Source organism: Escherichia sp. WS3063, assembly GCF_046486595.1.
Classification (GTDB): domain Bacteria; phylum Pseudomonadota; class Gammaproteobacteria; order Enterobacterales; family Enterobacteriaceae; genus Escherichia; species Escherichia coli.
This window is the reverse complement of the sequence record NZ_JBJQKY010000004.1, coordinates 207539-223213: the sequence shown is the minus strand read 5'-3', so window position 1 is coordinate 223213 and position 15675 is coordinate 207539. Positions and strand designations below refer to the sequence as shown.

Sequence of the window (15675 nt, the reverse complement as noted above, 5' to 3'; positions counted from 1 at the left end):
TCCTGTTGCCCGGTCTATGTACCGGGCCTTTCGCTAAGGGAAGATGTATGTCGTTACTTGCACAACTGGATCAAAAAATCGCTGCTAACGGTGGCCTGATTGTCTCCTGCCAGCCGGTTCCTGACAGCCCGCTCGATAAACCCGAAATCGTCGCAGCCATGGCATTAGCGGCAGAGCAGGCGGGCGCGGTTGCCATTCGCATCGAAGGTGTGGCAAATCTGCAAGCCACGCGTGCGGTGGTGAGCGTGCCGATTATTGGAATTGTGAAACGCGATCTGGAGGATTCTCCGGTACGCATCACGGCCTATATTGAAGATGTCGATGCGCTGGCGCAGGCGGGCGCGGACATTATCGCCATTGACGGCACCGACCGCCCGCGTCCGGTGCCTGTTGAAACGCTGCTGGCACGTATCCATCATCACGGTTTACTGGCGATGACCGACTGCTCAACGCCGGAAGACGGCCTGGCATGCCAAAAGCTGGGAGCCGAAATTATTGGCACTACGCTTTCTGGCTATACCACGCCTGAAACGCCAGAAGAGCCGGATCTGGCGCTGGTGAAAACGTTGAGCGACGCCGGATGTCGGGTGATTGCCGAAGGGCGTTACAACACGCCTGCTCAGGCGGCGGATGCGATGCGCCACGGCGCGTGGGCGGTGACGGTCGGTTCTGCCATTACGCGTCTTGAACACATTTGTCAGTGGTACAACACAGCGATGAAAAAGGCGGTGCTATGACCACACTGGCGATTGATATCGGCGGTACTAAACTTGCCGCCGCGCTGATTGGCGCTGACGGGCAGATCCGCGATCGCCGAGAACTTCCTACGCCTGCCAGCCAGACACCAGAAGCCTTGCGTGATGCCTTATCCGCATTAGTCTCTCCGTTGCAAGCTCATGCGCAGCGGGTTGCCATCGCTTCTACCGGAATTATTCGCGACGGCAGCCTGCTGGCGCTGAATCCGCATAATCTCGGTGGATTGCTACACTTTCCGTTAGTTAAAACACTGGAGCAGCTTACCGATTTGCCGACCATTGCCATTAACGACGCGCAGGCCGCAGCGTGGGCGGAGTATCAGGCGCTGGAAGGCGATATAACCGATATGGTCTTTATCACCGTTTCCACTGGCGTCGGCGGCGGTGTAGTGAGCGGCGGCAAACTGCTTACCGGCCCTGGCGGTCTGGCGGGGCACATCGGGCATACGCTGGCTGATCCTCATGGTCCAGTCTGCGGCTGTGGACGCACTGGTTGCGTGGAGGCGATTGCTTCTGGTCGCGGCATTGCGGCGGCAGCGCAAGGGGAGTTGGCTGGTGCGAATGCGAAAACTATTTTCACGCACGCCGGGCAGGGCGATGAGCAGGCGCAGCAACTGATTCACCGCTCCGCACATGTGCTGGCAAGGCTGATCGCTGATATTAAAGCCACAACTGATTGCCAGTGCGTGGTGGTCGGTGGCAGCGTTGGTCTGGCAGAAGGGTATCTGGCGTTGGTGGAAACGTATCTGGCGCAGGAGCCAGCGGCATTTCATGTTGATTTACTGGCGGCGCACTACCGCCACGATGCAGGTTTACTTGGGGCTGCGCTGTTGGCCCAGGGAGAAATATTATGATGATGGGTGAAGTACAGTCATTACCGTCTGCCGGATTACATCCTGCGTTACAGGACGCGTTAACGCTGGCATTAGCTGCCAGACCGCAAGAAAAAGCGCCTGGCCGTTACGAATTACAGGGTGACAATATCTTTATGAATGTCATGACGTTTAACACTCAATCGCCCGTTGAGAAAAAAGCGGAGCTGCACGAGCAATACATTGATATCCAGCTGTTATTAAACGGTGAGGAACGGATTCTGTTTGGCACGGCAGGCACTGCGCGTCAGTGTGAAGAGTTCCACCATGAGGATGATTACCAGCTTTGCAGCGCCATTGAGAACGAGCAAGCCATCATCTTAAAACCGGGAATGTTCGCCGTGTTTATGCCGGGAGAACCGCATAAACCAGGATGCGTTGTTGGCGAGCCTGGAGAAATTAAAAAGGTTGTGGTGAAGGTTAAGGCTGATTTAATGGCTTAAAACTTAGTTCGTTTTAAAGATTCTCCAGACAGTGTCTGGAGAATTCGAAACCGCTGAAATTAACGGCGTCTATAGCCTTCCTCTAACACCGCCTGTGTTCGAACGAGTTCATCCGCGAGTCGTTTTTCATCAGGTAGTTGCATCTTATATTCACTCGCCAGAACGGTGTTAGGTAAACCAGCCAGTGCATAATGCGCTTCTCCGACTCCTTTCTCTGCACAGAGAATCAGACCGATGGGCGGATTTTCATCCGGTAGCGTCCAGTGCTCTTTGGCGTAGTTGAGATACATATTCATTTGTCCGGCATCGCTATAGCTAAATTTGCCCACTTTTAGATCGACGATTAGCAGGCAGCGTAAACGGCGGTGGAAAAACAACAGATCGACCCGAAACCAGTTGTCATCAATGCGTAACCTTCGCTGCCGACCAACAAAGGCAAAATCATCCCCAAGTTCCAGCATGAAATCCATCAGGTGGTTGATCAGCGCCTCCTCGAAATCAGATTCTGAATATTCATCTTTCAATTCCAGAAATTCGAGCACAAAGGGATCGCGTATCGCCCGTTGCGGAAGAATATGCGTCTCGGCAGGAGCGTGTTGTTGCAGCATGGCTGATTTGTCATGTGACAGTAGTGTCCGTTCATAAAATTGGGTCGCAATTTGCCGTTCGAGCTGACGAGCAGACCAGCCACAGCGGAGTGTCTCTTTCTCATAAAAGCTACGAGCGTCAGCGTTTTTAACAGAAAGCAAACGGACGTAAGTGGACCAGGGCAGGGGGAAGGATTTGGCAAGTTGCGCTAAATGGCAAGATTCGCCAGATAGTGTCTGGCGAATTGTGGGGGTGAATTGTGCAGACAGTGTCTGCACAATTTCAATTCGTTGAAAACAAATATAAAAATTCTTAAACTGCCATAAATTCCTGGTGGAAAACCCACGCTTATACCTTAGACGTAAATCCTTTGATAGTCGCTTGATTAGCTGCGCACCATACGCAGCCCTGGCCTCGCCACCTTGTTCAAATTCGACAATTCGTCGGCCAATTTCCCAGTATGTGGCGGTCATTAACGCGTTAACAATACGTACCGTTTCCGTCCGGGCGCTATCGACCAGATGAATAATGCCGTCGTGGATTTGCTGGTAGCCTGCTGTGGTTCCTTCTGAGAGCGATTCCATTATCTGTCCCTTCATATGGCGCAGTGTTGAATAATGGAATCAGCTATACGCCGGGCATCTGCCGGTAACAATCCAGATGTGCGTATTACATTGGTTTTCTTCAGATTATGCGAGGCGATTTCCAGAACGAAAGGAGAATTTCAGCGCCGACTCTTTTCTGAGAAGGCGGCGCTGGGACAGAGCTTAAACTTCCAGCCAGTTCATAATACCGTCTGCCGCCTTACGACCTTCGGCAATAGCGGTCACCACCAGATCGGAACCTCGGACGATATCACCGCCAGCAAAGATTTTCGGGTTGCTGGTCTGGAAAGCGTTGTCGCTGCCTTCCGGGGCGATAATGCGCCCTTGCGAATCCAGCTCGACGCTGTGTTTTGCCAGCCATTCCATGCTGTGTGGACGGAAACCAAACGCCATGATCACCGCATCTGCCGGAACGATATGTTCGGAACCTGCCACGATCTCTGCGCGGCGACGGCCTTTGGCATCCGGTTCGCCCATTTCTGTGCGCACCATTTTTACGCCGCTGACTTTGCCGTTACCGTTCACTTCAATACCCAGTGGCTGGACGTTGAATTTGAACTCAACACCTTCTTCCCGCGCGTTTTTCACTTCGCGGCGGGAACCCGGCATGTTCTCTTCATCACGACGATAGGCACAGGTAACGTGCTTTGCCCCCTGGCGTACAGACGTGCGCACGCAGTCCATCGCAGTGTCGCCACCGCCAAGGACCACCACGCGTTTGCCTTCCATGCTGACGAACGGTTCTTCGCGAGTTTCGCCAAAGCCCATTAACTGTTTGGTGTTGGCGATAAGGAACGGCAGCGCTGCGTACACGCCATCGGCGTCTTCGTTTTCCAGCCCGCCGCGCATTGACTGATAAGTCCCGACGCCAAGGAACACGGCATCGTAATCACTCAGCAGATCGTCCAGCTGTACGTCGCGGCCCACTTCGGTATTGAGTTTGAATTCAATACCCATGCCGGTGAAGATTTCACGGCGGCGCGTCATTACCTCTTTTTCCAGCTTGAAAGCCGGAATACCGAAGGTCAGCAGGCCGCCAATTTCCGGGTGACGGTCGAAGACAACCGCTTTTACGCCGTTGCGCGTCAGCACATCCGCACACGCCAGACCCGCCGGGCCTGCACCGATAATCGCTACTTTTTTACCGGTCTGTTTCACGCCGGACATATCCGGACGCCAGCCCATTTCGAACGCTTTATCGTTGATATAGCGCTCAATGTTGCCGATGGTCACTGCGCCGAACTCATCGTTCAGGGTGCAGGAACCTTCGCACAGACGGTCTTGCGGGCAGACACGTCCGCACACTTCCGGCAGGGTATTGGTCTGATGCGACAGTTCCGCCGCTTCAAAAATACGCCCCTCGTTGGCGAGCTTCAGCCAGTTCGGGATGTAGTTGTGTACCGGGCATTTCCACTCGCAGTATGGGTTGCCGCACGACAGGCAGCGGTCAGCCTGCGCTTTGGCCTGGCCTTCGGAAAACGGCTCGTAAATTTCAACAAACTCAATTTTGCGGATCTTCAGCGGTTTCTTTGGCGGATCAACGCGCTGCAGGTCGATAAATTGATAAACATTCTGACTCATTGTTGCTACCCCTTACTGCGCCTGCACGCGCAACTCTGCTGCGCTACGACTACGGTGACCCAGCAGTGCTTTTACATCACTGGACTTCGGTTTAACCAGCGCGAATTTCGTGGCGAAGGTTGACCAGTTCGCCAGAATCTCTTCACCGCGCTGGGAACCGGTATGCTGCACATGCTCGGTGATAAGACCACGCAGATGCTCTTCATGGATCGCCAAATCGTCAACGCTTAAGACCTCGACCAGTTCCGGGTTAACGCGTTTGCGGAAATCGCCGCTTTCATCGAGAACGTAAGCGAAGCCACCGGTCATGCCCGCGCCGAAGTTAACGCCGGTTTTACCCAGAATACAGACAATACCGCCCGTCATATATTCACAGCCGTTGTCGCCAATGCCTTCTACCACGGTGATAGCACCGGAGTTACGTACGCCGAAACGTTCACCCGCGCGGCCTGCGGCATACAGACGACCTCCGGTCGCGCCATACAGGCAGGTGTTGCCGATAATGCTTGCTTCATGGCTGCGGAAGGCTGAGCCAACCGGAGGACGAATGGCGATTAAGCCGCCCGCCATGCCTTTACCGACATAGTCGTTGGCATCACCGGTCAGGTACAGTTCCACGCCGCCCGCGTTCCACACGCCGAAGCTCTGGCCTGCGGTGCCGTTGAAGTACGCCTTGATCGGATCGGCTGCCAGCCCCTGATCGCCATGCGTCTGGGCGATATAGCCTGAAAGCGATGCGCCGACAGAACGGTCGGTGTTGCGGATATCGAACCAGAAGGTTTTGCTCTGGCGTTCATCAACAAACGGTTTTGCCTGTTGCAGCAACTGCGCGTTCAGCAGGCCGTTATCAAACGGCGGATTGTTTTCGGTGCAGTAAAGTGCCTTACCTGCATGCGGCTCGGCAGTCTCCAGCAGCTTCGACAGCGCCAGTTTCTGCTGCTTGGCGGTGAAACCGTCCAGCTCTTTCAGCAGGTCGGTGCGACCAATCAGATCCACCAGACGTGTTACGCCCAGCTGTGCCATCAGCTCGCGGGTTTCACGGGCGATAAACTCAAAGTAATTCGTCACTTTGAACGGCAGGCCGTGATAGTGATTCTTACGCAGTTTGTCATCCTGAGTTGCTACACCCGTGGCGCAGTTGTTCAGGTGGCAAATTCGCAGATATTTACAACCGAGCGCGACCATTGGGCCAGTGCCGAAGCCGAAGCTTTCTGCGCCGAGAATCGCCGCTTTGATGATATCAACGCCCGTTTTCAGTCCGCCATCGACCTGCAAACGGATCTTGTGACGCAAGCCGTTGGCAACCAGCGCCTGTTGGGTTTCCACCAGGCCGAGTTCCCACGGACAGCCTGCGTATTTCACCGATGAAAGCGGACTTGCGCCGGTGCCGCCGTCATAGCCTGCGATGGTGATCAAGTCCGCATAAGCTTTCGCCACGCCAGTCGCGATGGTGCCGACGCCCGGTTCGGACACCAGCTTCACGGAGATCATCGCTTTCGGGTTAACCTGCTTGAGGTCGAAAATGAGCTGCGCTAAGTCCTCGATAGAGTAGATATCGTGGTGCGGCGGCGGGGAGATCAGCGTCACTCCGGGCACCGAATAGCGCAGTTTGGCAATGTAAGGAGTGACTTTATCACCCGGCAACTGACCGCCTTCGCCCGGCTTCGCGCCCTGGGCGACTTTAATCTGAATGACGTCAGCATTGACCAGATACGCCGGAGTAACACCGAAGCGACCGGACGCCACCTGCTTGATGCGTGAGACTTTGTTGGTACCGTAGCGCGCCGGATCTTCACCCCCTTCACCGGAGTTCGAGTTACCGCCGATGCTGTTCATCGCTTCAGCCAGCGCCTCGTGGGCTTCCGGGCTTAACGCGCCAATAGACATCGCAGCGGTATCGAAGCGTTTAAACAGTTCGCTTGCCGGTTCAACATCGGCAATGTTGACTGCGTTTTCACCCGGCGTAATTGCCAGCAGATCGCGCAGCGTGGTTGCCGGACGCTCATTAACCAGCTTCGCGTATTCCTGATAGTCGCTGTACTCGCCGCTTTGTACCGCCTGTTGCAGTGTGCGCACCACGTCCGGGTTGTAGGCGTGGTATTCGCCACCGTGCACGTATTTCAGCAGGCCGCCCTGGCTGATGGGCTTACGCGCCAGCCAGGCACGTTTCGACAGATTCAGCAGATCCTGCTGGAAGTCTTCAAAGCTCGCCCCGCCAATGCGGCTAACCGCGCCCTGGAAGCACAGGCCCACGACATCATCGTGCAGACCGACCGCTTCAAACAGTTTCGAGCAGCGATAAGAGGCGATGGTGGAGATGCCCATTTTGGACATGATTTTGTACAAGCCTTTGTTGATGCCGTTACGATAGTTGAGCATCACGGTACGATAATCTTTGGCAATCGCGTGGGTGTCTACCAGACGGCCCAGCGTTTCATAGGCAAGGTACGGATAAATAGCCGTCGCGCCGAAACCCAGCAACACGGCGAAGTGGTGCGGATCACGGGCGCTGGCGGTTTCGACGATGATGTTGGCATCGCAACGCAGGCTTTGCTCGACCAGACGGGTCTGGATCGCGCCAACCGCCATCGGAGCCGGAACCGGCAGGCGATCTTTAGCGATATTCCGGTCGGAGAGCACCAGCAGCACGGTGCCGCTACGTACCATTTTTTCGGCTTTGTCGCACAGCTCTTTAACCGTCGCTTCGAGCGTGGTTTTGGTGACGTCAAAGGTGATATCCAGCGTATCTGCGCGGTAGTGCTCCTCTTTCATCGTCGTGAGCTGTTTGAAATCCGAGTAGAGCAGAATCGGCGATTTAAAGCTTAAACGGTGCGCCTGGCCCTCTGCTTCGCAAAAGACGTTCATTTCACGACCGATACTGGTGGCGAGCGACATAACATGCGCTTCACGCAGCGGGTCGATTGGCGGGTTAGTCACCTGGGCAAACTGCTGGCGGAAGTAGTCGTAAATAATGCGCGGCTGACTGGAGAGCACGGCGAATGGGGTATCATCGCCCATCGAACCGACCGCTTCCTGACCGTTTTCGCCCAGTACGCGAATTACGGAGTCCAGCTCTTCCGCGCTGTAGTTAAACTGTTTCTGGTAGCTGGCAAGCGTGTCGTCGTCCAGTTCGCGGCTCCCCACTTCTTCATCGGGCAGATCTTCAAACGGTACCAGACGGCGGACGTTTTTCTCCATCCACTCTTTATATGGATGGCGGCTTTTCAGATCGTCATCGGTTTCTGCCGAGTGCAGAATACGCCCACTGCGAGTGTCGATCACCATCAGTTCGCCTGGCCCGACGCGGCCTTTTTCGACCACTTCGTCAGGCTGATAATCCCAGATACCGACTTCAGAGGCGCAGGTGATGAGCTTGTCTTTGGTGATGACAAAGCGCGCCGGACGCAGACCGTTACGGTCGAGGTTACAGGCGGCAAAACGACCGTCAGACATCACGATGCCCGCCGGACCATCCCACGGCTCCATATGCATGGAGTTAAAGTCAAAGAAGGCACGCAGTTCCGGGTCCATATCCGGGTTGTTCTGCCAGGCGGGTGGCACTAACAGACGCATGGCGCGGATGATATCCATCCCGCCTGCCAGCAGGAGTTCCAGCATGTTATCCATGGAACTGGAGTCAGAGCCGGTTTCGTTGACGAACGGCGCGGCGTCGTGCAGGTCAGGGATCAGCGGCGTCTGGAATTTATAGGTACGCGCACGCGCCCATTGGCGGTTACCGGTGATGGTGTTGATTTCACCGTTATGCGCCAGATAGCGGAACGGCTGCGCCAGCGGCCAGCGCGGTACGGTGTTAGTGGAGAAGCGCTGGTGGAACAGGCAAATGGCCGATTCCAGACGCAGGTCCGCAAGATCCAGATAAAAGCGCGGCAGATCCGCCGGCATACACAGACCTTTATAGATGTTCACCAGATTCGACAGGCTACAGACGTAGAAGTCTTTGTCGGCTTCGAGACGCTTTTCAATGCGGCGGCGGGCGATAAACAGACGGCGCTCCATATCGCGTGGACGCCAGCCTGCCGGGGCGTTCACAAAAATTTGCTCAATGCGTGGCAGAGAGGAGAGGGCGATTTCACCCAACACGCCTTCGTTAGTGGGGACATCACGCCAGCCCACAATCGACAAGGTTTCGCGTTGCAGTTCTTCTTCAACGATGCGGCGTGCGGCAGCGGCGAGTTCAGGATCTTTATTCAGGAATAGCATCCCGACGGCGTAGTTTTTCGCTAAACGCCAGCCGCGCTCCTGCGCAACGATGCGAAAAAAGCGATCCGGTTTTTGTAACAGCAAGCCGCAACCGTCACCGGTTTTACCATCGGCGAGAATCGCGCCACGGTGCTGCATGCGGGCCAGTGCGTGTATTGCAGTACGCACTACCTTGTGGCTAGGTTCGCCTTCTATGTGGGCGATCAGGCCGAAACCACAGTTATCCCTCTCAAGGGATTTATCGTACAACATATCGTGAACCTCCCCCAGGCTCTGCGGGAACCCCACTTCCGAACCGCTGCGCACGGGCACAGAAAGAGCGTGGCGACGGGGTTTGCGTGTCATACGCGCACCTCGCATTCGCCCCCTTGTTGTCCTTTTCGCATCGGTTAATACGGTGAAGAGGGGATCTCAATTACTGCATAAATATGATGAGCAGGCTGCTCATCCAGAAAGCTTCCAGCGGATTTCCAACTTATCGGGAAAGCTGATACAGGTCAAATGGCAAGCTTATTGGTACAGAAATGTGCTTTAGCGCAAAATTCTTTATTAATTGTCTGAAATTAAAGTGGATTTTCTATTTAAGGCTAAAAGGGCGTCGTTAGAGAAACAGTCAATTCCTGACTGTCATAAAGGCGTGTTAACCCTTATCCTGCCTTGAACTGACGAGAAAACCAGCATTTTATACTGCCTTAATTGGTAATAACGTTTCATGCTACTGTTTTTGCCTAAAATCCATAAGGAGATAAAAAAATCTGACACAAGATAAGCAAAAGTGATTTATGTGATTGTGCATGAAATTTCGGTAATTTTGATTGATTATGCAGTTGATAAAAGCAGGCCGGGACGATTGATCCAGGTCATCGCCGAATTGAGCTAAAAATGGCAGGCTTTGGCCTCTTTTCAAGGCGCGGTCTATCAGATTATGCAGTTACAGAAATTAGTCAATATGTTTGGTGGTGATCTCACCCGTCGTTATGGGCAAAAGGTGCATAAGCTGACGCTGCACGGCGGTTTTAGCTGCCCTAACCGTGACGGTACCATCGGGCGTGGTGGCTGCACATTCTGTAATGTGGCCTCGTTTGCCGATGAAGCGCAGCAGCATCGTTCCATTGCCGAGCAACTGGCGCACCAGGCGAATTTAGTTAACCGCGCTAAACGCTATCTGGCCTACTTTCAGGCGTATACCAGCACCTTTGCGGAAGTTCAGGTGCTGCGTTCTATGTATCAGCAGGCGGTGAGCCAGGCCAATATTGTCGGTTTGTGTGTTGGTACCCGCCCGGACTGCGTGCCGGATGCGGTGCTGGATCTGCTTTGCGAATATAAGGACCAGGGTTACGAAGTGTGGCTGGAGCTGGGGCTACAAACCGCCCACGACAAAACGCTGCATCGCATCAATCGCGGTCATGATTTTGCCTGTTATCAGCGCACGACGCAGCTGGCGCGTGAGCGTGGGCTGAAGGTGTGTTCTCACTTAATTGTCGGCCTGCCTGGCGAAGGGCAGGCTGAATGTTTGCAAACGCTGGAGCGAGTCATTGAAACTGGCGTGGACGGCATAAAGCTGCATCCGCTGCATATTGTGAAAGGCAGCATTATGGCGAAAGCCTGGGAAGCGGGGCGTTTGAACGGTATTGAACTGGAAGATTACACGCTCACTGCCGGAGAAATGATTCGCCATACGCCACCGGAAGTGATCTACCACCGCATTTCCGCCAGCGCCCGTCGCCCGACGCTGCTTGCTCCTCTGTGGTGCGAAAATCGCTGGACGGGAATGGTCGAGCTGGATCGTTATCTGAATGAACATGGCGTACAGGGATCGGCGCTGGGACGTCCGTGGCTACCTCCAACGGCGTAGGCCATTGAGGGGAATTCCGCATTTCTCACACAATTTATAACGTAACTGTCAGAATTGGGTATTATTGGGGCAGGTTGTCGTGAAGGAATTCCCTAATGAAGCAAATTCGTCTGCTGGCGCAGTATTATGTTGACCTGATGATGAAGTTAGGTCTGGTGCGCTTCTCAATGTTGCTGGCGCTGGCCCTCGTCGTTCTTGCCATTGTGGTACAAATGGCGGTAACCATGGTGCTGCATGGTCAGGTCGAAAGCATTGATGTTATTCGTTCTATCTTCTTTGGTTTGCTGATTACGCCGTGGGCGGTCTACTTTCTATCGGTGGTCGTCGAGCAACTGGAGGAGTCACGGCAACGTCTGTCACGACTGGTGCAAAAACTGGAGGAGATGCGCGAGCGCGATTTGAGCCTCAACGTTCAGTTAAAAGATAATATTGCCCAGCTAAATCAGGAAATCGCCGTTCGTGAAAAAGCGGAAGCAGAACTGCAGGAAACCTTCGGCCAACTGAAAATTGAAATCAAAGAGCGCGAAGAGACACAAATTCAGCTCGAGCAGCAATCCTCATTCTTACGTTCCTTCCTTGATGCTTCACCCGACCTGGTTTTTTATCGTAACGAAGATAAAGAGTTTTCCGGCTGTAACCGCGCGATGGAGCTGCTGACCGGAAAAAGCGAAAAACAACTGGTTCACCTGAAACCTGCTGATGTTTACTCACCGGAAGCCGCCGCAAAAGTCATTGAAACCGATGAAAAAGTGTTCCGTCATAATGTGTCACTGACCTATGAACAGTGGCTGGATTACCCGGACGGGCGCAAAGCCTGCTTTGAAATCCGTAAAGTGCCGTACTACGACCGCGTGGGTAAACGTCACGGTTTGATGGGCTTTGGTCGCGACATTACCGAGCGTAAGCGGTATCAGGATGCGCTTGAACGGGCCAGCCGCGACAAAACGACGTTTATCTCCACCATCAGTCACGAATTGCGTACACCGCTGAATGGTATCGTCGGCCTGAGCCGCATTCTGCTGGATACCGAACTCACCGCCGAGCAGGAAAAATACCTCAAAACCATCCATGTTTCGGCCGTCACGCTGGGGAATATCTTCAACGATATTATCGACATGGATAAGATGGAACGGCGCAAGGTCCAGCTTGATAATCAGCCGGTTGATTTCACCAGCTTCCTTGCCGATCTGGAAAATCTCTCCGCCTTGCAGGCGCAACAAAAAGGATTGCGCTTTAATCTGGAGCCGACGCTGCCATTACCGCATCAGGTCATTACCGACGGGACGCGTTTACGGCAGATCCTGTGGAACCTCATCAGTAACGCCGTCAAATTCACCCAGCAAGGCCAGGTTACTGTGCGCGTGCGCTACGATGAAGGCGATATGCTGCATTTTGAAGTGGAAGACTCTGGTATCGGCATTCCGCAGGATGAGCTGGATAAAATTTTCGCCATGTATTACCAGGTGAAAGACAGTCATGGCGGTAAACCTGCCACCGGCACCGGTATTGGTCTGGCCGTTTCTCGTCGTCTGGCGAAAAATATGGGCGGCGATATTACGGTTACCAGCGAACAGGGCAAAGGTTCAACCTTTACGTTGACGATTCACGCACCGTCGGTAGCAGAAGAGGTTGATGATGCGTTTGATGAAGACGATATGCCTTTACCGGCGCTGAATGTGCTGCTGGTGGAAGACATTGAACTGAACGTGATTGTCGCACGCTCTGTGCTGGAAAAATTAGGTAACAGCGTTGATGTCGCCATGACCGGCAAGGCGGCGCTGGAGATGTTTAAACCGGGCGAATACGACCTGGTATTGCTGGATATTCAGTTGCCAGATATGACCGGGCTGGATATCTCTCGTGAACTGACGAAGCGTTATCCGCGCGAGGATTTACCGCCGCTGGTGGCCTTAACCGCTAACGTGCTGAAAGACAAACAAGAGTACCTCAATGCTGGAATGGATGATGTGCTGAGTAAGCCGCTTTCTGTTCCGGCGCTAACCGCGATGATCAAGAAATTCTGGGATACCCAGGATGATGAGGAGAGTACGGTGACGACAGAAGAGAACAGTAAATCAGAAGCATTGCTCGATATTCCCATGCTGGAACAGTATCTCGAACTTGTAGGACCGAAGCTGATCACCGACGGGTTAGCGGTATTTGAGAAGATGATGCCGGGATATGTCAGCGTGCTGGAGTCGAATCTGACGGCGCAGGATAAAAAAGGCATTGTTGAGGAAGGGCATAAAATTAAAGGTGCGGCGGGGTCAGTGGGGTTACGCCATCTGCAACAGCTGGGTCAGCAAATTCAGTCTCCTGACCTTCCCGCCTGGGAAGATAACGTCGGTGAATGGATTGAAGAGATGAAAGAAGAGTGGCGTCACGACGTAGAAGTACTGAAAGCGTGGGTGGCAAAAGCCACTAAAAAATGACCCCGGCTAGACCGGGGTGCGCGAATACTGCGCCAACACCAGGGAAATCTTGGCTGCGCCGTAAATTATTATGATGAGTTACAAGGGCACAGCACTGTTTTTCAGGCCGCACGCAGTTAAGATAGCAAAACTTAAATGATTTGTTACATGAATCAGTTAAATGTGTGATGCGTAGCATTTTTATTAAAAAAATTAATGTGTTTCAGTCAATTGCGAAAGGATGATCACAATGAAGAAAATTGGCGTAATTCTGAGCGGATGCGGCGTCTATGACGGTTCTGAAATTCATGAAGCGGTGTTGACGTTGTTAGCTATTTCACGCAGCGGTGCGCAGGCGGTCTGCTTTGCACCGGATAAGCAGCAGGTTGATGTTATCAACCATTTAACGGGCGAAGCGATGACGGAAACGCGCAATGTGCTGATTGAAGCGGCACGAATAACGCGCGGTGAAATCCGTCCTCTGGCCCAGGCCGATGCCGCTGAACTGGATGCGTTGATTGTGCCGGGGGGTTTTGGCGCGGCGAAGAATTTAAGCAATTTTGCCAGTCTTGGTAGCGAATGCACCGTTGACCGTGAATTAAAGGCGCTGGCACAAGCGATGCATCAGGCCGGAAAACCGCTTGGTTTTATGTGTATTGCCCCGGCGATGCTGCCGAAAATTTTCGATTTCCCGCTGCGTTTGACCATCGGTACTGATATTGATACCGCAGAAGTGCTGGAAGAGATGGGCGCGGAGCATGTGCCATGTCCTGTCGATGATATCGTGGTTGATGAAGACAATAAGATTGTCACCACCCCGGCATATATGCTGGCGCAGAACATTGCAGAAGCGGCGAGCGGCATTGATAAGCTGGTTTCCCGCGTGCTGGTACTGGCTGAATGAGTAAAAGCCGCTTAACGGTGTTTAGTTTCGTTCGCCGTTTTCTTCTGCGGTTAATGGTTGTCCTCGCCGTTTTCTGGGGCGGGGGCATCGCGTTGTTTAGCGTTGCGCCTGTTCCCTTCTCAGCGGTAATGGTTGAGCGGCAAGTCAGCGCCTGGCTGCATGGCAATTTTCGTTACGTGGCACATTCTGACTGGGTCAGTATGGATCAAATCTCGCCGTGGATGGGACTGGCGGTGATTGCCGCAGAAGATCAGAAATTTCCTGAGCACTGGGGCTTTGATGTCGCTTCCATTGAGCAAGCCCTGGCGCACAACGAACGCAATGAAAACCGTATTCGCGGTGCGTCAACGATTTCTCAGCAGACAGCCAAAAATCTCTTTTTATGGGATGGGCGCAGCTGGGTTCGAAAAGGGCTGGAAGCCGGATTAACGCTGGGGATAGAAACAGTCTGGAGCAAAAAGCGTATCCTGACGGTTTACCTGAATATCGCCGAATTTGGCGACGGTGTGTTTGGCGTCGAAGCTGCGGCACAACGTTATTTCCACAAACCCGCGAGCAAGCTTACCCGGTCGGAAGCTGCATTACTGGCAGCTGTATTACCTAATCCACTTCGTTTCAAAGTCTCCGCGCCATCGGGCTACGTGCGTAGCCGTCAGGCGTGGATTTTACGGCAGATGTATCAGTTAGGCGGTGAGCCGTTTATGCAACAACACCAGCTTGATTAAGCTTCGCGCGAAGTGAGGGCCAGCGTTTTGCTCTCACGAGGTTGCAGATCTTTCTGCAGGGCAATAGCCAGCGCCGGTTGGGCGATAAATCGTTTCCACAACCGCTCTTGCTTACGCAGACAACACCACTTCGACCAGGTCGCCAGTGGAATCAATGTGCTTTCACCAATGTTGTCGCAGACGACGGGGATAACCTCTGACTCACTGATGCGATGACAAAGGATATTCTGCGGCTTCAGCGACATCGTCACGATACGGTTATCCTGCAAATAACGCTTCAGCTGTTTCAGTATCTGGCGCAGTTGTGCAATGTCTTCTTCGTAACGGCATTGTTCAGCAAATTCGGTCAGCGTAATGGAGGGTTTGCCGTCAAAATCTGCAATCACATCGTAGACATAACCGGTTCCGCAATCCGTCTCAACGGTACCGTGATAGCGCGGTATTCCACTCCAGTCTTTTAACCGACGACCAAGATGCGCGTAGTACTTTAACTCACGGCGGATCTCTTTATCGCCACCATCGCCACGATGGTAGACAATCTTGATACAGCGTTGGGCATCTTCCGGATGCGCATAACATTTCCGATGTCTTCCGGTGCCCAGGGGACTTTGTTCAGATAAGCGAATCATGCCATCTCCTGGAAATATTTTCTGACGATCTCCAGTATGGTCGATTAACTTAAACGAAATCTAAACAATGCTTCTTAAGGTTTTCT

General features: G+C 53.3%; 11 protein-coding genes. 7 read left to right on the top strand and 4 right to left on the bottom strand.

What is annotated here, in order from left to right; translation table 11 throughout:
- The first annotated feature begins 47 nt into the window (after positions 1-47).
- From ACJHYW_RS05870 to nanQ, 3 genes are read left to right on the top strand one after another with little or no spacing between them, the layout of a single operon-like run.
- On the top strand, positions 48-737 hold the full coding sequence (locus ACJHYW_RS05870) for an N-acetylmannosamine-6-phosphate 2-epimerase (RefSeq protein ID WP_000054239.1): 690 nt from the start codon (positions 48-50) through the stop codon (positions 735-737).
- Complete coding sequence (gene nanK, locus ACJHYW_RS05865; RefSeq protein WP_061092739.1) at positions 734-1609, top strand: N-acetylmannosamine kinase; 876 nt, start codon at positions 734-736, stop codon at positions 1607-1609. The genes ACJHYW_RS05870 and nanK overlap by 4 nt, the downstream gene beginning before the upstream one ends.
- Positions 1606-2070, top strand: coding sequence for an N-acetylneuraminate anomerase (nanQ, locus tag ACJHYW_RS05860; protein WP_000979888.1), 465 nt, complete (start codon positions 1606-1608; stop codon positions 2068-2070). Before nanK ends, nanQ begins: the two co-directional genes overlap by 4 nt.
- A 59-nt stretch (positions 2071-2129) precedes the next feature.
- Here the strand turns inward: nanQ and ACJHYW_RS05855 are convergent, their stop codons facing one another.
- From ACJHYW_RS05855 to gltB, 3 genes are all read right to left on the bottom strand, one after another.
- A complete protein-coding gene (locus ACJHYW_RS05855) occupies positions 2130-3242 on the bottom strand; it encodes a YhcG family protein (RefSeq protein WP_000445109.1) in 1113 nt (370 codons plus the stop codon).
- Between the two features lie 183 nt (positions 3243-3425).
- Complete coding sequence (gene gltD / locus ACJHYW_RS05850) at positions 3426-4844, bottom strand: glutamate synthase subunit GltD (protein WP_000081682.1); 1419 nt, start codon at positions 4842-4844, stop codon at positions 3426-3428.
- A gap of 12 nt (positions 4845-4856) precedes the next feature.
- Entirely contained in the window at positions 4857-9317 is a 4461-nt protein-coding gene (gene gltB / locus ACJHYW_RS05845; protein ID WP_032245892.1) for a glutamate synthase large subunit, read from the bottom strand.
- Between the two features lie 673 nt (positions 9318-9990).
- On the opposite strand from gltB, the gene ACJHYW_RS05840 reads away from it, so the two are divergent.
- From ACJHYW_RS05840 to mtgA, 4 genes are all read left to right on the top strand, one after another.
- A complete protein-coding gene (locus ACJHYW_RS05840) occupies positions 9991-10920 on the top strand; it encodes a TIGR01212 family radical SAM protein (RefSeq protein ID WP_001361198.1) in 930 nt (309 codons plus the stop codon).
- 95 nt (positions 10921-11015) lie between these two features.
- Positions 11016-13352 (top strand): aerobic respiration two-component sensor histidine kinase ArcB, encoded by a 2337-nt coding sequence (gene arcB / locus ACJHYW_RS05835; protein WP_000809774.1) that lies wholly within the window; start codon positions 11016-11018, stop codon positions 13350-13352.
- A gap of 229 nt (positions 13353-13581) precedes the next feature.
- On the top strand, positions 13582-14235 hold the full coding sequence (elbB, locus tag ACJHYW_RS05830; protein WP_001300411.1) for an isoprenoid biosynthesis glyoxalase ElbB: 654 nt from the start codon (positions 13582-13584) through the stop codon (positions 14233-14235).
- Complete coding sequence (mtgA, locus tag ACJHYW_RS05825; protein ID WP_000047096.1) at positions 14232-14960, top strand: monofunctional biosynthetic peptidoglycan transglycosylase; 729 nt, start codon at positions 14232-14234, stop codon at positions 14958-14960. The genes elbB and mtgA overlap by 4 nt, the downstream gene beginning before the upstream one ends.
- On the opposite strand, the gene yrbL is transcribed toward mtgA, so the two are convergent.
- A complete protein-coding gene (gene yrbL / locus ACJHYW_RS05820; RefSeq protein WP_000620398.1) occupies positions 14957-15589 on the bottom strand; it encodes a PhoP regulatory network protein YrbL in 633 nt (210 codons plus the stop codon). The genes mtgA and yrbL overlap by 4 nt on opposite strands.
- Positions 15590-15675: the final 86 nt, after the last annotated feature.